Source organism: Kitasatospora sp. NPDC001527 (assembly GCF_040298605.1).
In the GTDB taxonomy this organism is placed as follows: Bacteria; Actinomycetota; Actinomycetes; order Streptomycetales; family Streptomycetaceae; genus Kitasatospora.
Genome location: NZ_JBEPAM010000022.1, coordinates 92,888 through 114,762, shown reverse-complemented (window position 1 = coordinate 114,762; position 21,875 = coordinate 92,888). Strand labels below are relative to the sequence as shown.

The 21,875-nt window shown below is 74.5% G+C and carries 18 protein-coding genes; 9 read left to right on the top strand and 9 right to left on the bottom strand.

All coding sequences use genetic code 11. From position 1 onward, the window contains the following. A partial coding sequence (locus tag ABT238_RS21105; RefSeq protein WP_350570615.1) for a putative Ig domain-containing protein occupies positions 1–1,265 on the bottom strand: 1,265 nt, incomplete at its 3' end. Positions 1,266–1,476: 211 nt separating this feature from the next. On the opposite strand from ABT238_RS21105, the gene ABT238_RS21100 reads away from it, so the two are divergent. Next, positions 1,477–1,941 carry a hypothetical protein gene (locus ABT238_RS21100; protein WP_350774302.1) on the top strand — a complete coding sequence of 155 codons (465 nt, stop codon included), beginning with the start codon at positions 1,477–1,479 and terminating at the stop codon, positions 1,939–1,941. Positions 1,942–2,027: 86 nt separating this feature from the next. Then, a complete protein-coding gene (locus ABT238_RS21095) occupies positions 2,028–2,909 on the top strand; it encodes a hypothetical protein (RefSeq protein ID WP_350774293.1) in 882 nt (293 codons plus the stop codon). Between the two features lie 6 nt (positions 2,910–2,915). On the opposite strand, the gene ABT238_RS21090 is transcribed toward ABT238_RS21095, so the two are convergent. The 3 genes from ABT238_RS21090 to ABT238_RS21080 all read right to left on the bottom strand — a co-directional run bounded on the left by ABT238_RS21090 (position 2,916) and on the right by ABT238_RS21080 (position 5,812). Continuing rightward, the gene (locus ABT238_RS21090) at positions 2,916–3,725 is read right to left on the bottom strand and encodes a hypothetical protein (protein ID WP_350570620.1); all 810 of its coding nucleotides are present in this window, start codon (positions 3,723–3,725) and stop codon (positions 2,916–2,918) included. 218 nt (positions 3,726–3,943) lie between these two features. Then, positions 3,944–4,690 carry a phosphotransferase family protein gene (locus tag ABT238_RS21085; RefSeq protein WP_350570621.1) on the bottom strand — a complete coding sequence of 249 codons (747 nt, stop codon included), beginning with the start codon at positions 4,688–4,690 and terminating at the stop codon, positions 3,944–3,946. Between the two features lie 135 nt (positions 4,691–4,825). Beyond that, on the bottom strand, positions 4,826–5,812 hold the full coding sequence (locus tag ABT238_RS21080; RefSeq protein ID WP_350774261.1) for a hypothetical protein: 987 nt from the start codon (positions 5,810–5,812) through the stop codon (positions 4,826–4,828). 188 nt (positions 5,813–6,000) lie between these two features. Between ABT238_RS21080 and ABT238_RS21075 the strand changes: the two genes are divergently transcribed. Continuing rightward, complete coding sequence (locus ABT238_RS21075; protein WP_350570624.1) at positions 6,001–7,125, top strand: alpha/beta hydrolase; 1,125 nt, start codon at positions 6,001–6,003, stop codon at positions 7,123–7,125. A 100-nt stretch (positions 7,126–7,225) separates the two neighbouring features. Continuing rightward, positions 7,226–9,646 carry an ArnT family glycosyltransferase gene (locus tag ABT238_RS21070; RefSeq protein ID WP_350774230.1) on the top strand — a complete coding sequence of 807 codons (2,421 nt, stop codon included), beginning with the start codon at positions 7,226–7,228 and terminating at the stop codon, positions 9,644–9,646. A gap of 62 nt (positions 9,647–9,708) precedes the next feature. Here ABT238_RS21070 and ABT238_RS21065 read toward each other — a convergent pair whose 3' ends face one another. The 3 genes from ABT238_RS21065 to ABT238_RS21055 form a co-directional block, all read right to left on the bottom strand. Further along, positions 9,709–11,349 (bottom strand): alpha/beta hydrolase, encoded by a 1,641-nt coding sequence (locus ABT238_RS21065; RefSeq protein ID WP_350774221.1) that lies wholly within the window; start codon positions 11,347–11,349, stop codon positions 9,709–9,711. Positions 11,350–11,483: 134 nt separating this feature from the next. Next, complete coding sequence (locus tag ABT238_RS21060; protein ID WP_350570628.1) at positions 11,484–12,254, bottom strand: HNH endonuclease family protein; 771 nt, start codon at positions 12,252–12,254, stop codon at positions 11,484–11,486. A gap of 104 nt (positions 12,255–12,358) precedes the next feature. Beyond that, a complete protein-coding gene (locus ABT238_RS21055) occupies positions 12,359–13,273 on the bottom strand; it encodes an NAD-dependent epimerase/dehydratase family protein (protein ID WP_350774198.1) in 915 nt (304 codons plus the stop codon). 122 nt (positions 13,274–13,395) lie between these two features. Here ABT238_RS21055 and ABT238_RS21050 point away from each other — a divergent pair, with 122 nt between their 5' ends. The 5 genes from ABT238_RS21050 (at position 13,396) to ABT238_RS21030 (ending at position 18,760) form a co-directional block, all read left to right on the top strand. Continuing rightward, entirely contained in the window at positions 13,396–14,421 is a 1,026-nt protein-coding gene (locus ABT238_RS21050) for a GlxA family transcriptional regulator (protein WP_350774186.1), read from the top strand. 107 nt (positions 14,422–14,528) lie between these two features. Further along, positions 14,529–15,128 carry a nucleotidyltransferase family protein gene (locus ABT238_RS21045; protein WP_350570633.1) on the top strand — a complete coding sequence of 200 codons (600 nt, stop codon included), beginning with the start codon at positions 14,529–14,531 and terminating at the stop codon, positions 15,126–15,128. Positions 15,129–15,301: 173 nt separating this feature from the next. Next, positions 15,302–16,222, top strand: coding sequence for a hypothetical protein (locus ABT238_RS21040; protein WP_350570634.1), 921 nt, complete (start codon positions 15,302–15,304; stop codon positions 16,220–16,222). A gap of 274 nt (positions 16,223–16,496) precedes the next feature. Continuing rightward, the gene (locus ABT238_RS21035) at positions 16,497–17,264 is read left to right on the top strand and encodes a hypothetical protein (protein ID WP_350570636.1); all 768 of its coding nucleotides are present in this window, start codon (positions 16,497–16,499) and stop codon (positions 17,262–17,264) included. 437 nt (positions 17,265–17,701) lie between these two features. Continuing rightward, positions 17,702–18,760: a DUF2637 domain-containing protein gene (locus tag ABT238_RS21030; protein ID WP_350570638.1), complete on the top strand. Its 1,059-nt coding sequence runs from the start codon at positions 17,702–17,704 to the stop codon at positions 18,758–18,760. Positions 18,761–18,785: 25 nt separating this feature from the next. Here the strand turns inward: ABT238_RS21030 and ABT238_RS21025 are convergent, their stop codons facing one another. Beyond that, on the bottom strand, positions 18,786–21,062 hold the full coding sequence (locus ABT238_RS21025) for an ATP-binding SpoIIE family protein phosphatase (protein WP_350774149.1): 2,277 nt from the start codon (positions 21,060–21,062) through the stop codon (positions 18,786–18,788). Between the two features lie 288 nt (positions 21,063–21,350). Then, positions 21,351–21,851, bottom strand: coding sequence for an ATP-binding protein (locus ABT238_RS21020; RefSeq protein WP_350570642.1), 501 nt, complete (start codon positions 21,849–21,851; stop codon positions 21,351–21,353). Positions 21,852–21,875: the final 24 nt, after the last annotated feature.

Here is a 21,875-nt window from a genome sequence, read left to right as displayed (position 1 = left end):
AGCGTGTCGGTGTGGGTCGAGCCGTAGCCGTTCAGCCACGCCTTCCACGAACCGCCGTGCGCCGCCTGCGAGGAGGAGTTGTCGACCACGCCGCTCGACTGCGTCCACGGCGCCGCCGTGCCCGTCTCGAAGCCCGCGTTGCCCAGCAGCTGCGCCGGCGTGCAGGTGCCGCCACCGCCGCCGGTGACCGTCCAGGTGAAGCTCGTGCTGCCCGTCTTCGCCGCGGCGTCCTTGGCGGTGACGGTCACGTTGTAGGTGCCCGCCGTGGTCGCGGTGCCGGTGATCACGCCGGTGGAGGCGTTGATGGTGAGACCGGCCGGCAGGCCGGTGGCGGAGTAGGTGTACGGCGTCGAGCCGCCGCTCGCCTGTATCTGGAGGTTCGCCGAACCGCCCACCGCCGTCGACTGGTTGCCCGGGTTCGCGACCGAGACGGAGCCGCTGCCCGCGGGCTTCGTCAGCAGGCAGCCGCTGACGTTGAGGTCGATGACGCGCCCGGTGCCCAGGCAGGTGGTGAACCAGTAGGTCTCCTGGCCGTAGCTCTGCCCCTTGGTCGCGGTGGTGGTGCCGTCGGCCGCCACCTCGCAGGGGTTGTTGAGCGTGCACATCTGGCCGTCGTCGTTACCGGTGTTGTTGATGCCGACGACCTTCTTCGTCGCGGCGTCGACGATCGGCGAACCCGAGGTGCCGTGCGTGGTGTTGCAGCCGGCGCTGTAGCGGATGGAGTCGCGCCAGGTCCACGCGTCCTCGCGCAGCGTGCCCACGAAGCCGTTGACGGAGCAGTTCCAGGTCTGCTTCCAGTACGAGGACGGGATGAACATCGCCGAGCCGTCGACCGGGTGCGTGTCGCTGATGGTCAGCGCCGTCGCGCCGAACTTCGAGGTGATCGACCCGAAGGTGTCGGTGAGTTGGTACAGCGCGACGTCGGTGCCGGTCATCGTGGCGTAGAGGATCCTGTCGGCCGTCACGGTGCCGAGGGAGCCGCCCGACGCGCTGAGCAGGGTGCCGCTGCGGCTGGCGCTCTGGTTCTGGATGACCTGGCCGGCGGGCGGCATGGTGGGCAGGCAGTGGCCGTTGGTGAGCATGAGGGCCCGGTCGGTGTCGACCGAGGAGGGGTAACGCACCAGCGAGGCGGAGCAGTTGCTCAGCGCGATGGTGGACGTCAGGTCACCGGCCTGCACCGCCTGCGCGGGCGCGACTGCCAGGGAGGTCAGGGCCCCGGCGATGACGACGCTCGCGGCGGACGCGGCGGCAAGTCTCTTGAACATGGCTCTCCTTGTGGGGGATGCGAGGCGTACGACCGGTTGCGGACGCCCGCGCCGCACGAAAGTGCCATGACCACTTCAATTGGTCAACCATGCGGACGAAAGTCACTCGGTCGGATGACCACCACGCGCCCCGGAGGACCACGGCGCAAGGGCCCGCTTCCCCACGTCACCGACATTCGAGTTCGCCGGGGCGCACTGGGACACTTCCGGGATGCTGTTGACATGGATCGCCGAGGTGGCGGACGAGCCACTGGTGCTGGATCCGGCCGACCGGCCGGTGGAGTGGGAGACCAACACCTGGTGGCTGGGCGGGCAGGGCGACGACCGGCAGGACCTGTCCGTGCCGGAGGTGGTCGCCGCCTTCGAGCGGACCGCCGAAGCCCTCCGGCTCCGCATCCTCGGAACGGGCTACGCGGGGGTGGCGACGTTCTACGTCTGGCACGACGACCGGGCCGGGCAGCTCCGCTGCTCGACCGGGTCGGTGGCCGCGGACGACCTTCCCTTCGGCGGCGCCTACGTGCCGTGCGACGATCTGGGCGCGGTGGTCGAGGGGTTCCTGAGTGACCGGAACCCGGGCGTGGTGGTCTGCTCGGACGTCGAGGAGGAGGACCTGCCCGAGCCGGAGGCCGTGCCCTTCCCCGTGTGGGTTCGCGGCGTCGGGCCGGTCCCGCGCTGACCGGTCCCCCGCCCGCCGGCACGGCCGAGGTCGACGGCAGTGGCGGGGGCAGGGACAGGGGCGGGCCACAGGACAGAATCGAGGGTATGAACGACAGCTTCACGCACCTCGGGACCGTCACCGCCCCCTCCGGCGTCCTCGTCTTCGGGATGTCGCTGTGGGTGGACCACTGGCCGCAGGTCGGCCGGCCGCTCTCCGAGCGGGCCCGGGAGGCGGCGGCGCGGGGTGCCGGGGGCGGGCACCTCATGGAGGATCCGGCGGAGGCCGTGGCCGTCGCCGTCGACCGGACGCGGGCGCTCGCGGTGCGGGCCCGGACGGCGCCGTCGCCGTTCGACGACGAGCCGGCGATCTCCGTGCTGGAGGTCGAGCTCGCGATCCCGTGGCCGGAGGGGCGGGAGGCCCCCGTGCCGCTCGGGGACCTGCCGGTGGACCGGGGCGGGATGCTGCTCGGGGACGCGGTCGGGCTGGACTCCTGGATCGGCCTCGACGGCGAGCCGGCCGACGGGCTCGCCGACGTCACGTACTGGGGGCGCGACGAGGACGAGGCGCACGAGCGGTTCGGCGGTGAGCGGATCCCGCAGTTCGAGGGTGACGAGCGGGGCAGCTACGGACTGCTGGACCTGCCCCTCGACAGGGCGAGGGCGCTCGCCGCCGAGATCGAGAACCACGGCGCGGGCGTGGTCTCCTCCGTCGCCCCGCACACCGACTTCCACCGCCTGGAGTGCGCCGGCCGCACCCGCCCGCTGACCGTCGGCGCGATCGAGGTCGGCGGCTGCCCGGTGCTCGGCTTCGGCTGGTGCCAGGGCGACCACGCCGTTCGGCACCACGGCGAACGGGCCTGGGGCCGGGTGTACCCCGTCACCCTCGACCGCGACGCGAACGGCGGGACGGTGCTGCGCTGGAGCATCCCCGCGTGGGACGAGGAGGACGAGGGAGACGAGGTCGGCGAGGGAGGCCGGGCGGCGTAGCCCTCCTCAGCGGAGAGGGAGCACGGGGCGGGTGGAGAGGCAGTCGGTGAGGTCGTCGCCGTTCTCGCCGAAGACCATCTCGGCGAGGTCGGGGTGCCGGTTGGCGGTGGCGAGCGGGAGCCAGGCGAGGACGGTGCCGTAGCCGCCGCAGACGGACTCGCCGCCGTCTCCGCCGTAGATGGACCCGGGCTCGCTGGTGATCTCCGAGCGGTAGGTGTCATGGGCGATGTGCAGGCCGAAGGCGTTGGGGCCGGCGTGCGGGCCGGTGTCGTCGCCGTACGGGATGCGGTCGAGCGGGCACTCGTCGCCCCAGCGGAACAGCGTGTGCGCGCCGGCGCCGCAGGCGTGCTCCCACTCGTCGGGGGTGGGCAGGCGCAGGCCGTCCTGGGCGAGGACGGCCGGCATCTCGGCGGGCTCCTCGTCCAGCGGCTCGTCCTCGACGGCCATCAGCACCGTCGGCACGGTGACGGTCCGGCGCGGGCTGAGCACCCGGGCGAGGTGGGCGCGCAGGTCCCCGTCACCGAAGCCCTGGCTGACGCTCTCCTCCCGGTAACAGGCGAGGAGTTCGGCGGACGGCTGCCAGCCCGCCGCGTCGAACCCGACGGTGACCCGCCCGCCCGGTATCAGCGCGAACGTCCGCCCGCCGCGCTCGACCAGCACGCGGTGCAGCGGCGCGCCCAGGTGCTCGACCTCCTCGACACGGTCGAGCCGACCGCCCACGCTGCCCGCGACCTGGGCGGCGAGGCGGGCGGCGGCGGCGCGGTCGAAGCGGCGCCAGGCGGCGAAGGTGAGGGTGGCGAGCGGTTCGGGAGCCATGCCGGGAGTCTGGCACGGGCCACCGACAATTGTCCGGCAACGGGCGGGCGACCATCCGAACGGGCTCGGGTCGGCGCACCCCGGGGCGGGCCAAGGTCCCCCCGCCGGTGGCGATTTGACGCGGATGCTCGCGGCCCCGGAACCCGACCTCCTCGGGCCCGTCCTCCCCGACGACTCCCTCGCCCTGCCCCGTGCCTCCATGGGGGTGTGCCGGTTCGTCACATCCGGGATCTCAGCACGTCGACCTCGCAGCCCGGCGCGAAGGGGTCGAAGCCGTGCTCGATCAGCCAGCGGACCGCCAGCAGGCTTCGCAACGACCACCACGCGTGGATCACGTCGAGGTCGATGTCGGCGCCGTATCCGGCGATGACGTCGTCGAGGTGCTCCTCGTGCCCGAGCGTGAACGTGGCGAGGTCGTACAGGGCGTCGCCCCGGCCCGCCTCGGACCAGTCGATGATGCCGGTGACCTCGCCGCCGTCGACGAAGACGTGCGCGATCTGCAGGTCGCCGTGCGTGAACGCCGGGGTCCACGGCCGGAGCGCCGCCTCGGCGACCCGGCGGTTGCGGGTGACCAGGTCGGCGGGCAGGAGGCCGTTCGTCACGAGCGTCCCGCACTCGTCGTCGAGTTCCGCCGCCAGCGCGACGACGCTCCGGCCGGCCCGGCCGGGCCGGGGCGGCAGCGGCGCGTCGTGCAGCCTCCGGATGGCGGCGCCCGCCGCGGCCCACGCCGCCGGTGACCCGGTCGACGGCCCGCCGAGGCGCCCGAGCGTCGTCCCCGGGAGCGCGGCGATCGCGAGCACGGGCGGCTTGCGCCACAGGACCTTCGGGGTCGGGACCGGAGCGAGGGACATCGCCTCGACCTCGGCGTCGATGCGCGCCTGATCGGCGTCCACCTTCAGGAACACGTCGCCGACGCGCAGGGTCGCGCGCTCGGAATGGGCGACGACGACTTCGACCTCATCCATGGGCCACCAGTATCCCGGGAACGACCGCCGGCGTCGCCGGGTTTACCGCCTGGGAGGTCACCCCCCGACGGAGCGGCGAGGGGGCACCGCCGGCGCTGCGGCCGGCGGTGCCCCCTCCGCGGAACCCGGTCCCGCCTACGGCTGCGGGAACTCCTCCTCGTCCACGTCGCTGGTCTTCGCGTTGCCGCCGACCTGCGCGGTCAGTGTGATCGACCAGGTCGAGTAGGTCGTCCGCTTGGTCTCGAAGGCCATCGTCTCGTCGAACTTCGTGTAACTGCAGTTCTGGGTGAACATCTTCAGCGACGGGTCCCAGTCGACGCCGTCGGAGAAGAAGACGTCGTAGGTGCCGTCCTCGATGCCCTGGATCGACGCCTTCTTGCCCTTGCCGACGTACAGCGAGTGCACCGCCTTGCCGTTCTGGGACAGCGAGACGACGGAGTCGGTGGTGCCGTCGGAGTTGTCGACGCTCAGCTCGCCCAGACCGCGCAGCCGGCCCTTGGTGACGAAGGTGTCGTTCTCCTTCGAGCGGGTCTGCAGCGGCGGCGTCTGCGGGACGGTGAAGGTGGTGGGGTACCCCGCGGCGGCCAGCTCGGCGAGGATGGCCGGGATCGCCTTCAGGCCTTCGGACAGGCCGACCTGGGCGTAGGCCGAGCCGGTGGTGCAGAAGGTCTTGGCCTTGATGTCGCTGCGGATCTTGGTCAGGTCGGTGGCGAGCTGCGACAGGGCCGTCGTCAACTGGCGCTTGGTGGTGCCGACGGCCGCCGGGGTGTCGCTGAGGCCGAGCCCGCTGCTCGCGGAGTTGGCGGCGCTGGCCGCCTCCTGGAGGCCGATCATGAAGTTGTTCATGTTGGCGGCCGGGTTGATCTTGCCCAGCGCCGCGCCGACCGGGTCGATGTAGCCGGCGAGCACGGGCCCGTACGGCGTCGGTGTCGGCGTGGGCGTCGGCGTCGGCGTCGGGGTCGACGTCGGGGCGGGCAGGGCGGTGAAGCGGTCCGACGGGCCGGACGAGGACGAGTCGCCGGAGGCGCTCGAACCGCCGGACCCGCCCGAACCGCCACTCGAACAGGCCGCCAGCAGCAGGGCGGTTCCCACCGCGACGCCGGCCTTGGTGAAGGACTTCATTTGCCGCTCCCCCGGGGTGTTCTCTCGGTACCGATGCATGCACACTCCGTGCCATCCGCTGTCCCCGCCGACATGATCCCGATACGACAAAGCACGGTCAACAGGGCGTACTTACAGCGCACTGAAGCGTAGCGGGGGCGTACGACGGAGCGCACGGCGCGGTCCCCGGCGTCAACTACGATCAGGAGGTGCTCAGCCTCACGGGTCTTCCCCTCCAGATCATCGCCTCCGTCATCGCGATCGGCGTCTTCGCCGCCACGATGTGGCTCTGGCCGAGATTCGGTGGCCGCGGCTGGAAGTCCTGGACCGGCCGGATCGGCGCGTTCCTCGCCACCCAGGTCTCGGTGCTCGTCGCCATGGGGCTGATCGCCAACGGCTACTTCGGCTTCTACAGCTCCTGGAGCGACCTGCTCGGCACCAACGGCAAGCCCGGCACGGTGGTCGACCACCAGCCGAACGCGGCCGCCGCGCTCGCCGTCACGGGCGAGAAGAACATGTACTCGGCGCAGGGCTCGGCCCGCGACCGCTCCGGGCTGATCCAGGAGGTCTCGGTCCGGGGCAGCGCCAGCGGCCTGAGCAGCGACGCCTTCGTCTACCTGCCGCCGCAGTACTTCCAGCCGGAGTACGCGCAGCGCAAGTTCCCGATGGCCCTGGTGCTGGCCGGCTACCCGGGCTCGGCGGAGAAGCTGATCACGCTGATGCAGTACCCGGCGTCCGCGCTCACCGCGATCGAGCAGAACAAGCTGCCGCCGACCGTCCTGGTGCTGATGCGCCCGACCCTGTCCGGCAACCGCGACACCGAGTGCATGGACGTCCCCGGCGGGCCGCAGGTGGAGACCTTCTTCACCAGCGACCTGCCGACGGCGCTGGCCGCCAACTACCGGATCGGCACCGACCCGGCCAACCGCGCCGTGATCGGCAACTCGACCGGCGGCTACTGCGCCCTCAAGTTCGCGCTGCGCAAGCCGGACGCCTACCGGTCCGCGGTCTCGCTCTCCGGCTACTACACCGCGCCGATCGACGAGACCACCGGCGACCTCTTCGCGGGCAACGCCCAGCTGAAGCAGGAGAACGACCTGGTCTGGCGCCTGAAGAACAAGCCCGCCGCACCGGTCGCGCTGCTGCTCGCCACCAGCTACGACGAGAACAACTACGAGGGCACGCAGGCGATGGTCAACGCCTTCAAGGCACCGACCAAGCTCTCCACGATCACCCTCGACACCGGCGGCCACAACTTCCACACCTGGACGCGGGAGATCCCGCCCGCCCTGGAGTGGCTCGGCAAGCACCTGACGATGCCGCAGGCCGCGTGACGGCGACGCGGGCCACCTGACCGAGCTCGCGGCCAGGATCACAGGCCGCTCATACGCGGCTCTCACCCTTCTCTCAGCCGGGCGCCCGAACGTAGCGCCCATGACGACGACCAGCCACATCCCACCGGCCGGCGAGCCCTGGCCGGAGGCCGGTGACTACCCGCCCCCGGTCCTGCCGCCCGCCCCTCCGCCGGAGGGAACGGCACCCCGGCGGCCCGCCGAGCCGCCGCTGTACCCGGAGTTCCCGCTGCCGCCGACCGGCCCCGAGGGCCCGGCCTCCTGGGCGCGGCGGCTGCGCACCCTGCCGGGCCGGACCTGGCGCGGGCGCGCCGACGACCCGCGCTGGGTGCGGCCCGCGCTGCTCGCGCTGCTGGCCGCCACGGCCGTGCTCTATCTCCGGGGCCTGTCGGCCTCCGGCTGGGCCAACGCCTTCTACTCGGCCGCCGCCCAGGCGGGCAGCGAGAGCTGGAAGGCCTTCTTCTACGGCTCCTCGGACGCCGGGAACTTCATCACCGTCGACAAGCCGCCGCTGGCGCTCTGGCCGATGGCGCTCTCGGCGCGCCTGTTCGGGCTCTCCTCCTGGTCGGTGCTGGCTCCGCAGGCCCTGATGGCGGTGGCCACGGTGGCCGTGCTGTACGCGACGGTGCGCCGGCGCTTCTCGCCGCTCGCCGGTCTGCTGGCGGGTGTGGTGTTCGCGCTGACGCCGGTGGCGGCGCTGATGTTCCGCTTCAACAACCCGGACGCGCTGCTGGTGCTGCTGCTCACGCTGGCCGCGTACGGCCTGCTGCGGGCCGTCGAGGTGGCCGGCACCCGGTGGCTGGTGTTCACCGGGGTGATGTTCGGGCTCGCCTTCCTCACCAAGACGCTCCAGGCGTTCCTCGTGCTGCCGGCGTTCGCGCTGGTCTACCTGGTGGTGGCGCCGACCGGGCTGTGGCGCCGGGTGCGCCAACTGCTGGCCGGCGGGCTGGCCATGGTGGTCGCGGGCGGCTGGTGGGTCGCGGTGGTCGAGCTGGTCCCCGCCTCGGCGCGGCCGTACGTCGGCGGCTCGCAGGACAACAGCTTCCTCTCGCTCACCTTCGGCTACAACGGGATCGGCCGGCTCAACGGCAACGAGACCGGCAGCGTCGGCGGCGGACCGGGCCGGCTCCCGGCCGGGCTGGAGGGCGCGTTCGGCAACGCGGCCGGCGGCGCGCCGGCCGGGGCCTCGCCCGGCGGGATGCGCGGCGGGGGCGGCTGGGGCCGGACCGGCATCACCCGGCTGTTCGACGGTGACATCGGCGGGCAGATCGCCTGGCTGATGCCTGCCGCGCTGATCCTGCTGGTGTTCGGCCTGTGGGCCACCCGGCGGCTCGCCCGGACGGACACCGCGCGCACGGCCTTCCTGGTCTGGGGCGGCTGGCTGCTCTGCACCGCGCTGACCTTCAGCTTCATGTCCGGGATCTTCCACCAGTACTACACGGTGGCGCTGGCCCCGGCGGTCGCGGCGCTGGTCGGCATGGGCGTGGACGGGCTGTGGCGGGCGCGGCACCGGCTGCCGTACGCGGCGGTGCTGGCCGGCACGCTCGCGGTGACGGCGGTGTGGGCGTACGTCCTGCTCGGGCGCAGCACGGACTTCCTGCCGTGGCTGCGGCCGACAGTGCTGGCGGGCGGGCTGCTCGCGGCGGTGGCGCTGGCGGTGGCCGGACCGCTGGCGGCACGGCCGGCGCGCCGGGCGGACGGGCTCGCGGACGGCGGCGCCCCGGCCGGGCGCTCGCGGCTCGCCGGGCGGCTGACCGCGGTGGCGGGTCTGGTCGGTGCGGCGGCGGCGCTGGGCGGTCCGGCGGCGTACGCGGTGGAGACGGTCGACACCCCGCACCAGGGCTCGATCGTGCTGGCCGGTCCGGCCGTGCAGGGCGGCTTCGGGCCGGGCGGCGGGCGACGAGGCCCCGGTGGCGCGGATGGCGGACCGGTGCTGTGGCAGATCACGCCGCAGCAGGACGGTGCTCCGGACGGCGCCCCGGGCCTCGGCCTCCCGCGGCAGGACGGCGGCCGAGGCGGCCGTACCCCGAACGGCGGCGGCGGGCCGGGCCCGTACGCCTTCACCGGCGGCCCCGTCGGCATGAACGGGCTGCTCAACGGCGCCAAGGTGAGCGACGAGGCGGCCGGTCTGCTGAAGGAGGGCGCCGACGGCTACCGCTGGGCCGCCGCGACCAGCGGTTCGCAGAACGCCGCCAGCTACCAACTCGCCTCCGGCGTCCCGGTGATGGCCCTCGGCGGCTTCAACAGCAGCGACCCCTCGCTCAGTCTGAGCGCCTTCCAGCAGTACGTGCAGGAGGGCAAGGTGCACTGGTTCATCGCCGGCGGCTCGTTGCGCGCCGCCGGCGGCGAGGCGGGCGGCACCGACACCGGGCCCGGCGGCCCGGGCGGCGGGTCGGGCCGGTCGCAGACCGCCGAGATCGAGGAGTGGGTGACGAGCCACTACACCGCCAGGACGGTCGGCGGCTCGACCTTCTACGACCTCAGCCAGTCCCCGACTTCCTGACCGGCGGCGGGGCGCGCCACGGTGGACGACCGTGGCGCGCCCCGCCGCCGTCGGCCCTCCCGCTACTGGGCGGGGTCGCTCGCGCAGCGCGTCCCGGCGGCCGGCGCGGTGCCTTCCAGCAGGAAGGTGTCCACCGCGGTCCTGATGCAGGCGCTCCAGCCGTACCCGGTGTGCCCCTCGCCGTCGCGAGTGAGCAGCACGGCGTTGCCGAGTTGGGCGGCGAGCTTCTCGGCGTTGGCGTACGGCGTGGCCGCGTCGCCGGTGGAGCCGACCACGACGATCGGTGCCTGGGCCTTGGAGGTGATGGCGTGCTGCCGCTCGGTCGAACGGAACGGCCAGGTCCGGCAGTCCGGATCGAAGATGGCCGCGCTCGGCTCGTGCCGGCTGATCAGCGGGGCCTTGGCGGCCAGTTCGGCGTACGCGGCCTGGAGCGCGTCGCCGGCCGGGACGTCGGTCGCCCCGTCGGCGCAGTGGATGGCGGTGTAGGCGTCGGCGGAGACGCTGTAGTGGCCTTCCTTGTCGCGCCGGTTGTAGGAGTCGGCGTAGGCGAGCAGGTGGTCGCCCTTGCCGTTGACCATGGCCTGGGTCACCACGGTCCGCAGCTCGTCCCAGGCGCTCTCGTCGCCGTACAGGCCCTCGATCATGCCGGTCCACGCGGCGGTGGCGGTGACGACGCGGCCGGTCGACGTGGGGAGCGGCTTCTGCTTGAGCCCGTCGAGGAAGTCGGCGAGCTTGCCCGCGGCCTTGTCGGGGTCCTTGCCGAGCGGGCACTGGGCCTTCTTGGCGCAGTGGGCGGCGAAGGCGTTGAGCGAGCGCTCGAACCCGGCGTACTGCTCGATGTTGTGCTGGGCGAGCGGCAGGGACGGGTCGACCGCGCCGTCCAGGACGAGCCGGCCGACGCGGTCGGGGAACTCCTCGGCGTAGACGCTGCCGATGTAGGTGCCGTAGGAGAGGCCGAAGTAGGTGAGCTTCTGCTCGCCGAGCGCACCGCGCAGCACGTCCATGTCGCGCACCGAGTTGCGGGTGCCGATGAAGGGCAGCAGCTTGCCGTACTTGGCCTGGCAGGCGTCGGCGAGCACCTTGCCGTGGTCCGCGCCGGGGTTGTCGGTGCTGACCCAGTCGTCGCGGACCTTGTCGTCGAGGCAGTTCACCGGGGAGGTGCCGCCGACGCCGCGCGGGTCGAAACCGACGGTGTCGAAGCGCTCCCGGACGCCCTTCTGGAAGTAGTCGGAGTTGCGCTGGACGAAGCCGACGCCGGTGCTGCCGGGGCCGCCGGGGTTGACGACGACGGAGCCGATCCGCTGGTCGGGCTTGGTGGCGGGCCTGCGGACCACGGCGACGTCCAGGGTCTCGCCGGCCGGGTTGGCGTAGTCCAGCGGGACCTTGAGGGTGGTGCACTGCACCGCCGACTCGTCGATCTTCTCGGTCTTCGGGTCGTCCTTGCAGGCCGCCCAGCCGAGCTGCTGGCCGTAGAAGGCCTGGAGGGCCGGGTCCGCCTGCCCGGTGGGCTTCACGGTCGGCGTCGGCGTGGGCGTGGCGGTCGGGGTGGGCGCCTCGGTCGCGCCGGGCGAGGGCGCGGTGGTCGCGGCGGTGGACGGCGCGCCGGAGGCCGCGCCGGTGGTGCCGCCCGAACTGCTGCAGGAGGCCAGCAGGGTGACGGCGGCGACGGCGGGCAGGGCGCGTCGCGAGAACCGGGTGATCATCGAATGCACCGCACACGAATACCACCTGACGATCACACGGTTGACGGCGCCCCAGCCGCCGCGCCCCGCCCGCCGCGCACACTTCGTGACAAAGAGCGGCGAACCCTCCGGAGAATCGATTCCTCAGCCGCCCGTCAGCCGCCGCACTGCTGCAGCATCGCCTTCTTGTCCGCCTCCGTCACCGGCAGCTGGTACTTCAGCGACACCTGCGCGAAGCGCACCGCGTACGCGCAGCGGATCTCCGGATCGGCGGGCAGCCAGGCGGACGGGCCGGAGTCGCCCTTGGAGGCGTTCTGCGAGCCGTCGGCCGGGATGAGGTTGAGCGGGTCGTTGGCGATCTGCACCCGCTTCAGCTTCTCCCACTTGCTCGCGCCCATCTGCCAGTCGTAGGAGAGCGGCATCACGTGGTCGATCTGGATCTTCGAGGCCTGCTGCTTGTTCCACTGCACCGCCTTGCCGGTGTACGGGTCGTGGATGGTCATCGAGGTGACCGTGCACTTCGAGCCGTCCTTGTACTCGACGGCCGAACCGTCGCGGGCCAGCAGGTCGTTGCGGGTGTCGCAGCTGTTGTGGCCGCCGGGTATGCCGTCCACGTTGTCGGTCCAGGCCGGGCCGAACTCGTTGCGGTCGTAGCCGTCCTTGGGGCCGGCCGCGGCGGTGGCGACCTTGGCGATCAGCGCGCGGCCCGCCTTCTGCTCCTCGGGCGTGGCGAGCGGCGCCAGACCGGGCTTGGTGCCGTCGGGGTTCTCCAGGGGGCTGGTGCCCCGGCCCGCGGCGCCCGCCGCCCCGGCCCCGGTGGAGGCGGCGCCGCCGTCCTTCTTCCCGTCGTCCGAGCAGCTGCTCAGCACCAGGGCGGATATCAGGAAGACGGCGGCGGCGGACAGGGTGGTGCGACGGGCGGGCACGGGGACTCCCCAGGTGGGCGGGCGGCTGACGGCGCACCAGCAGACCAGCCGCCCCGCAGGGGGTCAAGACACCACAACAGGGACCATTTCGATCATGGCGAAGCTCACACCCGCAGGTCCCGGACGATCTCCTCGACCACCGTCTCCAGCGGCGTCGCCGCCACCCCCAGCACCTCCCGGGTGACCGCCGAGTCGAGCAGCAGCGGCCGGTCGTAGAGGTAGCCCATCTCCTCGACCTCGGCGAGGATCTCGTCCCCGGACCGGGCCAGCTCCGCCGACGCGAGCGCGGTGAGCGCCGGCTCCGGCGCGCCGGCCGCCTTCGCCAGCAGCCCGGCCAGCTCGCGGGCGGACTCCTCGCCGGTGCTGGGCACGTGCCAGGCCCGGCCCCAGGACGCCTCGTCGCGCGCCGCGGCGACCAGGGTGTCGGCCACGTCCCCGACGTAGCTCCAGCTGTGCGGCGCGTCCAGGTCGGCGGGGTAGCCGACCGGCTCGCCCGCCACCACCGCGGGCGCGACGGTGAAGGCGAACAGGGAGGTCGCGGTGCGCCCGAGGAAGTCGCTGGCCCGCACCTCGGTGACCCGCGCCCGGCCCGCCTCGTGGGCGGCCAGCGCGTCCGCCCACAGGGCCGCCCGCAGCGCGCCCTTGCGGCTGCTCGGGGCGGCCGGCAGGTCCTCGGTGAGCGGGCCGTCCACCGGGCCGTAGCCGTACACGTTGCCGAGCATCACGTAGCCCGCGCCGGTCCGTTCGGCGGCGGTCAGCAGGGCCGCGGCCAGCGGCGGGAACTCGGTCAGCCAGCGGTGGTACGGCGGGGCGGCGCAGTTGATCAGCGAGGCCGCGCCGTCGACCAGGGCGGTGAGGGCGTCGGCGTCGGTGGCGTCGGCGGCGACCCGCTCGACGGCCGGGTGCTCGGGGCCGGTGCCGCGCCGGGTGACGAGGCGCACCCGCTCACCCGATCCGGCCAGGCGCAGGGCGGTGGCGGTGCCGGTCGGGCCGGCGCCGGTGACGACGTGGAAGGACATGGAAGGCTCCTGGGTTGGCCGAGGGGTGGTGGCGTCCGACGGGGCGGCGCCGTGATCAACTCTCGGCCAGGGCCCGGCCGCACGGCAGGGCTCCGGCTGCCAAGGTTCCGGAGGTTCTGGCCATGTCCCCAGCCGCGCGCCCGCCCGCCTGCGCCCACCGCGCCGACGACGTCGTCCGCGTCGCGGACGTCCACCGGGTCGCGGTCGTCGCCGTGCCCCCGGTGACCGCCTTCGACCTCACCATCCCCGAGATCGTCTTCGGCTCCGCCGAGCTGGACGGCCGCCCGGCCTACGAGGTGCGGGTCTGCACGATCGAGCCGGGCCCGGTGGCGAGCACCAGCAGCCTCCAGGTGATCGTCCCGCACGGTCTGGAGGCGATCGCCACGGCCGACACCGTCCTGGTGACCGGATCGGCCTCCCGCGCCGACGCCGACGAACGGATCCTCACCGCCCTGCGCACGGCGGCCGAACGGGGCGCCCGGATGGCCTCGATCTGCACCGGCGCCTTCGTCCTGGCCCAGGCCGGGCTGCTCGACGGGCACAGCGCCACCACCTACTGGGTGCAGGCGGGCGCGCTGGAGCACCGCTTCCCCAAGGTGCGGGTGCTCCCGCAGGCGCTGTTCGTCGACGACGGCCCGGTGCTCACCTCGGCCGGGCTCACCGCCGGCATCGACCTGTGCCTGCACATGGTCCGCACCGACCACGGCGCGGCGGTGGCCAACGCGGTGGCCCGGCTGGCGGCGCTCTCGGCGGTCCGCGACGGGGGCCAGGGCCAGGTCCTGCCGTCCCCGGTGGCCGCCCCGGACGGCAGCTCGCTCACCGCCACCCGCGCCTGGGCCCTCGCCCGGCTCACCGAACCGCTCACCCTGGCCGCCCTCGCCGCCCACGCGGGGGTGAGCGTGCGCACCCTCAACCGCCGCTTCCAGGCCGAGACCGGGACCACCCCGCTCCAGTGGCTGCTCACCCAGCGCCTCGAACAGGCCCGGGAGCTGCTGGAGTCCACCGCCCTGCCGGTCGACCAGGTCGCCACCCGGACCGGCTTCGTCACCCCCGACTCGCTGCGCCGCCACCTCCTCCAGCGCGTCGGCATGACCCCGCGCGCCTACCGCGCCCACTTCACCCGCCCCACGCCCCGCGGGAAGGGCTGACGGCCACCCGGACCGGACGGCCCCCCGGACCGGACGGCCGAACGGACCGGACGGCCGAACGGCCGGGCGGGCTGCGCGGCGGCGGCCGGGGCGGGCACGCTGGGCGCATGGGACGAAGCGATGCGGTGGCCGCCCTGGTGCTGGCCGCCGGGGGCGGGCGGCGGCTGGGCGGGCGGCCGAAGGCGCTGCTCCGGTACCGGGGCCGGCCGCTGGTGGAGCACGCGGTGGCGGTGGCCCGGGCGGGCGGCTGCCGGGAGGTGACGGTGGTGCTGGGCGCGGACCGGGAGCGGGTGCGGTCGACGGCCCACCTGCCGGGCTGCCGCCTGGTCGCCAACCCGGACTGGGCGCGGGGCATGGGCTCCTCGCTGCGGGCCGGCCTGGCCGCGCTGCCGGCCCGGTCCTCGGCGGCCCTGGTGATGCTGGTCGACACACCGGGGGTGAGCCCGGCCGCGGTGGCCCGGCTGCTGGCCGCCCACCGGGCCGGGGCGCAGCTGGCCGCCGCGGCGTACAAGGGGCGGCGCGGGCACCCGGTGCTGATCGGGGCCCGGTACTTCGCCGAGGCGGTGGAGGGCGCGCGCGGGGACGCGGGGGCGCGCGCCCTGCTGGCGGCGCATCCGGACGACCTCATCCTGGTCGAGTGCGCCGACGTCGCCGCCCCGGACGACCTGGACACCCCGGACGACCTCGCCCGGTGGGGCGCGGAGTGACTCACGGGCCGCACCGGGCCGCAGGTGTCCGCCCCGTCCGACCGGGTCGGGGATCCGCATCCCACGCAAGGGGGAGGCCTCTCCTCCTCACCGCCGATCGGTCGAGCGCACACCCCTGATTCCTCCCTGAGGATTGCCGCATTCCGCGCCGCGCCTCCCGGGTTTCGGGGAGCATGGAACGCGTCACCCACCCCCGACTCGAACGGACGGTGCCCGCGATGCCCGGACTGCCCGACGACTTCACCGGACACGACCCGGCCGGCCGCGGCCCGGGGGCGGCGGGTGGCGCCCGGGCGATCCGCTGCCCCGCCTGCCGGCGGGAGCACCTGTACGAGCCGCCGTCGCTGCCCTGCCCGTGCGGTGCCTCGCTCAAGGTGCCGCTGCTGCGCGGCGGGGTGCCGGTGCAGGTGCGCTTCCGCTCCTGGGAGGACTCCTGGCTGAGCATGCGCTGCCCGCACTGCGGGCGCTCCGACCAGTGGCCGCAGCCCGAGTTCACCTGCAACTGCGGGGCCACCGTGCGGCTCCCGGTGGACCGGACGACCCGGCTGGGCGGCGGCTCCACCGCCGGTCCGCTGGGCGCCACCGCCGGTCCGCGGGCCTCCCACCCGTACCCGGCGCGTCCCGCGCAGTCGCTGGACGCGCCCGCCGCGGCGCCGCCGGTCGCGGGGGCGGGGGCCGGCGCCCCGTCGGCACCGTGGCGGCGGCGCGCGCCGTTCCGTCCGCACCCGGTGCGGACCTCGCAGGACGCGGTGTTCACCGCGGCCCGCTACCTGGAGTGGCTGGGCTTCGACGACCTGGAGCTGACGGAGGCCCAGGAACGCGACGGGGTCACCCTGTTGGGCAGCCGGATGGTCGCGCAGGTGGACACCTGGACCGAGCCGGCCGACGTGAAGTCGGTCGAGTGCCTGTGGCTGCAGACCCTGCACGCGGAGGAGATGGCCGCCGCGATGTTCACTCTTGCGGGCTATTCGCACCAGGCCACGGTGCGCGGCGAACAGCTGCTGGTGGCCCTGTTCAGCCTGGACCTGGCGGGGGTGCCGCAGCCGGCGAACGGCGCCGCGGAGGCTCTGATGGAGACCGGCTGGACGTCCTGAGGCCCCGCCCCGGGCCCGTCCGGCCGGGCGCTGATCGTTTAGACGAAAACCCGCCCGGGCGCAACAACCTCCGCTCGTGATCTGGTGCACAAGCTCGCCCCCGTGTTGAATTGCCGCCACAGCGCGGGCCTGTGGCGCGTCATGCCACGTCCGGGGAGGGGCCCGCTTCCTGCTGGATGGCGCGCACAAGGAGGTGGCGTTGTCGGAGCACGGATGGGGCCCTAGTGGCCGGGACGCACGGGGGCCGGCGGCGCCCCCGGAGCCGGGGGACACCGTGTGGCGACTGCGGTCCCGGGCGTGCTGGCGGGAGGCCGCGGAGTTACTGCGGCCGGCCGCCGAACGCGATCCGGCGGCGGCGCTCGTCAGAGCCGAACTACTGATCGAGCAGTGCCTGTTCACGGCCGCCCACTGGGGCCAGGCCGAGCAGGCGCTGCGCCTGGCCGAGGCGGTCGCGGCGACCACCGAACAGCGCGCCTCGGCCGCCTGCGCCCGGGGCTTCCTGGCCTACGTGGCCAGCGTGCTCGGCGCCCGCGACCGGCTGGACGAGGCACAGGCCGCGCTCGGCCGCACCTCGGCCCTGCTGCCGCCGGACGCACCGGGCCGGCCCCTGCTGGACTTCCGGCGGGGGCTGGTCGCGGAGAACCTGCTGCGCGACCCGACGGCGGCCTGGATCGCCTACCGGCGGGCGCACGAGGGCGCGGCCGAGCGGGGCGACGAGCTGCTCCGCTCGTCGACCTGGCGGCACCTGGCCGCGCTGGCGCTCGCCGCCGGGGACCGCGAGCGGGCGCGGGAGGGCTTCGACGCCTCGCTGCGGCTGCGCGAACAGCTGGGGTTCACGGTGGGGGTGGCGCCGGCGCTGGCGGCGCTGGCCGAGGTGTCCGAGCCGGCCGAGGCCGCCCGGCTGCGGGCGGAGGCGGCCCGGCTGGTGCAGGCGCTCGGGGGCGTGCCGGTCTGGCTCGCCCGGCAGCTGGGCGCGGCCCGCGCGTCGGGCGCGCCCCCGGACGAGCGCGTCGAGAGGCAGGCCCAGGGCCCGATCAGCTAAGGTGACCCTAACCTGGCCGGGTCGAGCAGTGCCCCGGCCAGGTTCACCTTGCCGGTTCCGGACTCCGCCGGCCCCCGGCCGGCGGGCCCGGACGTTCCGCTCGACGGCGCCACCGTTGCGCCGGCGCGCCGGAGTGCGCGCCCTTCACGCCGGGCGGCGGGTTCACCGCCCCGGCGTCCGGCGCCCCGGCGCACCTCGGACACTCCGGGCGCCGCCGGACCGGCCGTCGCCTCGTCCACCCCCGCCGCGGCCCCCGGAATTCCCGCCTCCCCTTTTCCCCATACAAATACGACGATGAGATTTATCCCTCGTCAGAAATCCCTCTCGCCGGTGCATTGACAGGAAATCAGCCATCCTCCGGCCGGGCATCCGCCATGATGGTCCCCGCCATCACGACGCAGGAATTGCGGCGCAGGAAAGCGAGGCTGGTCCAGGCGATGAAATTGTCCGACATACCGCTGGGTTGGGCCGTCACCGGCGTTGCGGTGCTGCTGGTCAGCGCGCTCCTGGTGGCCCTGGCCCGGAACCGGGGCACCACGGGCGGCGGGAGCGCCGCGGATTCCTGGGAGCGCTCGGAGGAACGCCGCCGCCGCAAGGAGTCCCTGTACGGCGGGGCCTCGTACACGCTGCTGTTCTGCTGCGCGGCCGTGGCCGCCGCGCTCTCCTTCCACGGCCTGGTCGGTTTCGGGGTGCAGAACCTCAACCTGTCCGGCGGCTGGGAGTACCTGGTCCCGTTCGGCCTGGACGGGGCGGCGATGTTCTGCTCCGTGCTCGCCGTCCGCGAGGCCAGCCACGGCGACGCGGCGCTCGGCTCCCGGCTGCTGGTCTGGCTGTTCGCCGGGGCCTCGGCCTGGTTCAACTGGGTGCACGCCCCGCGCGGCTTCGGCCACGCCGGCGCGCCGCAGTTCTTCGCGGGGATGTCGCTCTCGGCCGCCGTGCTGTTCGACCGGGCGCTCAAGCAGACCCGCCGGGCCGCGCTGCGCGAGCAGGGACTGGTCCCCCGCCCGCTGCCGCAGATCCGGATCGTCCGCTGGCTGCGCGCCCCGCGCGAGACCTACGCCGCCTGGTCGCTGATGCTGCTGGAGAACGTGCGCAGCCTGGACGAGGCGGTCGACGAGGTCCGCGACGACAAGCGCGAGAAGGCCCGGGAGAAGGAGCGCCGCAAGCTGGCGGGGCGCCGCGAGCGGGCCGAGATCCGGGCGATCAACCGCACCAACAGCGTCTGGCGCCCGCGCGGCGGCGGACCGCCCCCGGCGCCGGCCGCCCGGCAGCTGGAGTCCGGCCCGGAGTCCGCCATAGCGACCGCCCCCGACGGCGGCGCCGGCGGCCCCGGAGCCGACCGGCCCGCCGTCGAGGGCACCGTCACCCAGCCCGGCCTGCCGGCCAGGCCCGAGCGGCGCACCATCGACCTCACGACGGAGGACGACACCGTGACCCTGCCGCGGCTGGAGGACCTGGAGCGGAAGCTGAAGGACCTGGAGCAGCAGTTCGGCTGACGCCCGGGCGGTCACAACTCGACGGTCACACCTCGACGGTCACCGCCGGACGGTCGTCCGCGGGCGTCACGCTGAGCTCGAACCACATCCGCTTGCCCGACCCCCGGGGCTCCACGCCCCAGCCGTCGGCCAGCGCCTCGACCAGCATCAGCCCACGCCCGGAGGAGGCCTGCTCCCCCGGCGTGCGGCGGGTCGGCCAGAGGTCCGACTCGTCCTCCACCTCGACCCGCAGCCGCGCCCGGCCGCCGTCCGCGGCCGGCTCCCGGTAGAGCCGGGCGGTGAACATGGCGTCCCGGTCGGTGTGCCGGATGGCGTTGGTGACCAGCTCGGAGGAGAGCAGCTCGGCGGTGTCGATCAGCTCGGCGACCCCCCAGCGGCGCAGCGCGTCGCGCAGCTCGGCGCGGACCTCGGAGATCCGGGCGAGGTCCGCCTGGCCGATCCGCCGGCGCAGCTGCTGGGCGGCCAGACCACCCTCGGGGCCGTCCCAGCGCAGCAGGAGCAGCGCTATGTCGTCCTCGCGCTCGCTGGAGTCGGCGGCCTGCGAGGCGATCCGGTCGGCGAGCTCGTCCAGCGGGTCGCGGCCGGTCTCGGCGGGGTCCGCGAGCGGTTCGGAGAGCACCGAGGTGAGCCGGGCGATGCCCTCGTCGAGGTCCATGCCGCGCGCCTCGACCAGGCCGTCGGTGCAGAGCAGCACGGTCTCGCCGGGATCGAGGCTGAACCGGGTGACCCGGTACTCCTCGTCCGGGGCGATGCCGAGCGGCAGCCCGCCCGCCACCGGGACGGCGGTGGCGGTGCCGTCGCCGCGCCGCACCACCGGGTCGAGGTGGCCGGCCCGGACGGCGTAGACCACGCCGTAGTCGACGTTGACCTCGGCGTAGGTGCAGGTGGCGAAGTGATCGGTGTCGAGGTCGGCGAGGAAGCGGGAGGCCCGGGCCATCACCGCGGCGGGCGGGTGGCCCTCGGCGGCGTAGGCGCGCAGGGCGATCCGCAGCTGGCCCATGATGCCGGCCGCGTGCACGTCGTGGCCCTGGACGTCGCCGATCACCAGGCCGACGTGGCCGCCGGGCAGCGGCACCACGTCGTACCAGTCGCCGCCGATCTGCAGACCGGAGCCGGCCGCCAGGTAGCGCACCGCGGTGGTGACGCCGGGCACGGACGGCACGGTGCGCGGCAGCATGACGCGCTGGAGGCCGGCCGCCAGCTCGTGCTCGGCGTCGTGCAGCCGGGCCCGGGCCAGTGACTGGGCGACCAGGCCGCCGAGGGTGGAGAGCAGGGTGCGCTCGTCGGCGTCGAGCCGGCGGTCGTCGTCGAAGCTGACCACGCAGACGCCGATCGCCCGGCCGCTGGCGACCAGCGGCAGGAAGGCCCAGGAGCTGCGGCTGGTGCGGCGGGCCTGTTCCCAGACGTCGGGGTAGCGCTCGCGGTACTCCTCGCGGCTGGTGCAGAACACCGGGGCGCGGCCCCGCAGCGCCTCGGCGGCGGGGTGGCTGGGCGGCAGCACCGAGCGGTCGTAGCCGGCCAGCTCGTCGGTGCGGTAGCCGGAGGCGCCGAGGATCTGCACCCGGCCGGCCTCGTGGGAGGCGAGCACCAGGCCGTCCGGCGGCAGGCCGGGCAGCGGCAGCTCGGTGAAGACCCGGGCGACGTCCCGCACGGTGACCGCCTCGGAGAGCGCGCGGGCGGCCTCCTTGATGAAGCGGGAACGCTCCTCGCGCAGCAGGGCGAGCCGGTCGGCGCGGTCGCGCTTGTGCAGCTCGACGGTGGCGTCCCAGACGAAGCCGACCATCCGGGAGGCGCGGCCGAAGGCGTCGGCGAGGACCCGGCCGCGGAAGCGGACCGCCCGCATGGCGCCGCCCTGGCCGACCGTCCGGTAGTAGGCGCCGCACTGGCCGAGCTCGGCGACGGCGCGTTCCACCCGGCGGCGCACCACGGGGGCGTCCTCGGGATGGAGCAGGGCGAGGAAGGAGGCGGAGGAGCGGTCGAAGCGGCCCTTCTCGACGGCGTCGAGGCCGACGATGGTGCAGGCGCGCTGGTCGCCCTCCAGGATGTCGCGGCGGATGTCCCAGTCGAACGAGCCGATGCCGTTGGCGGCCATCGCGGGCTCCAGCCAGTCCGGCGTGGAGTCGCCCGGGGAGAGCGGCAGACCGCCGGAGAGCATCGGCGCGAGCCGGCCGGCCGCGAGGCCGGGAGCGGTGCGCAGCGAGTGCCGCCGGGCCGCCTGCGCGGGCGGTCTGGCCCGCCCGGAGCCGGTCGTGGACGGACCGGCTGGGAGGGCCGGCCCCGGTGACTCGGGCTCTGTGGGCATGCTGCTCCTGCCGCTGCCGTGGCGGACCGCGCCGACCGTCCGGACGGGCCGCGTGGCGGGTGATGGGTGGTGCTCGACGGTCGCGCGCCAACGGGCGGTCATCGGTCGAGGTGGTCATTCCCCGCCGCTTCTCGCACGTGGGCACACATTCCCACCATCCTGGCCAATGTTCGGCCGAGCGGCAATGGCAACGGGCCGGGAATCTTGCCTTCCGCCTTCGCTTCCGGGCATCGTTCGGCAGCGAACGGTGCTCGTACGACAAACGGCGGCCGAGTGCGCCGGACGGCCTCAGGCGCCGACGGTGGCCAGTTCGAACCAGGTGACCTTGCCGTCGCCGCGCAGCTGGACGCCCCAGGAGTCGGCGAGCGCCTCGACCAGCTGCAGTCCGCGGCCGGAGGTGGCGTACTCGGCCTCCGGTTCGCGGCGGCGGACGGGCAGCCGGGCCGTGCCGTCCTGGACCTCGATGCGCAGCCGCTGGTCACCGGTGATCACCGCGTCGAAGACCGCGCCCTGGCCGGTGTGCTGCAGCGCGTTGGTGACCAGCTCGGAGGTGAGCAGCTCGGCGGTGTCGGCCAGCTCGGGCACGCCCCACAGGCCGAGCGCGGCGCGCAGCCGGCGGCGGACCGCGCCGACGGCCACCAGGTCGGCGGCCTCCAGGGCCAGGTGGAGCCGGCGGTTGAGCGCGCATCCGGGCGACGGTGCGCCCGGCCGGGTGACGCCCGCCGGGTTCACGTGTCCGGCGCCGGGGGCCGCCGTGCCCGCCGGAGCCCCCTGGCCGGTTCCGGTCACCCGGAAGGCTCCTCCCGAACTTGT

What these genes read in the sequence shown, in the direction of transcription:
- ABT238_RS21100 (WP_350774302.1), top strand. Translation starts at nt 1,477, where the DNA reads ATGCTGTTGACATGGATCGCCGAGGTGGCGGACGAGCCACTGGTGCTG.
- ABT238_RS21095 (WP_350774293.1), top strand. Translation starts at nt 2,028, where the DNA reads ATGAACGACAGCTTCACGCACCTCGGGACCGTCACCGCCCCCTCCGGC.
- ABT238_RS21090 (WP_350570620.1), bottom strand. Translation starts at nt 3,725, where the DNA reads ATGGCTCCCGAACCGCTCGCCACCCTCACCTTCGCCGCCTGGCGCCGC.
- ABT238_RS21085 (WP_350570621.1), bottom strand. Translation starts at nt 4,690, where the DNA reads ATGGATGAGGTCGAAGTCGTCGTCGCCCATTCCGAGCGCGCGACCCTG.
- ABT238_RS21080 (WP_350774261.1), bottom strand. Translation starts at nt 5,812, where the DNA reads ATGAAGTCCTTCACCAAGGCCGGCGTCGCGGTGGGAACCGCCCTGCTG.
- ABT238_RS21070 (WP_350774230.1), top strand. Translation starts at nt 7,226, where the DNA reads ATGACGACGACCAGCCACATCCCACCGGCCGGCGAGCCCTGGCCGGAG.
- ABT238_RS21065 (WP_350774221.1), bottom strand. Translation starts at nt 11,349, where the DNA reads ATGATCACCCGGTTCTCGCGACGCGCCCTGCCCGCCGTCGCCGCCGTC.
- ABT238_RS21055 (WP_350774198.1), bottom strand. Translation starts at nt 13,273, where the DNA reads ATGTCCTTCCACGTCGTCACCGGCGCCGGCCCGACCGGCACCGCCACC.
- ABT238_RS21050 (WP_350774186.1), top strand. Translation starts at nt 13,396, where the DNA reads ATGTCCCCAGCCGCGCGCCCGCCCGCCTGCGCCCACCGCGCCGACGAC.
- ABT238_RS21045 (WP_350570633.1), top strand. Translation starts at nt 14,529, where the DNA reads ATGGGACGAAGCGATGCGGTGGCCGCCCTGGTGCTGGCCGCCGGGGGC.
- ABT238_RS21040 (WP_350570634.1), top strand. Translation starts at nt 15,302, where the DNA reads ATGGAACGCGTCACCCACCCCCGACTCGAACGGACGGTGCCCGCGATG.
- ABT238_RS21030 (WP_350570638.1), top strand. Translation starts at nt 17,702, where the DNA reads ATGAAATTGTCCGACATACCGCTGGGTTGGGCCGTCACCGGCGTTGCG.
- ABT238_RS21025 (WP_350774149.1), bottom strand. Translation starts at nt 21,062, where the DNA reads ATGCCCACAGAGCCCGAGTCACCGGGGCCGGCCCTCCCAGCCGGTCCG.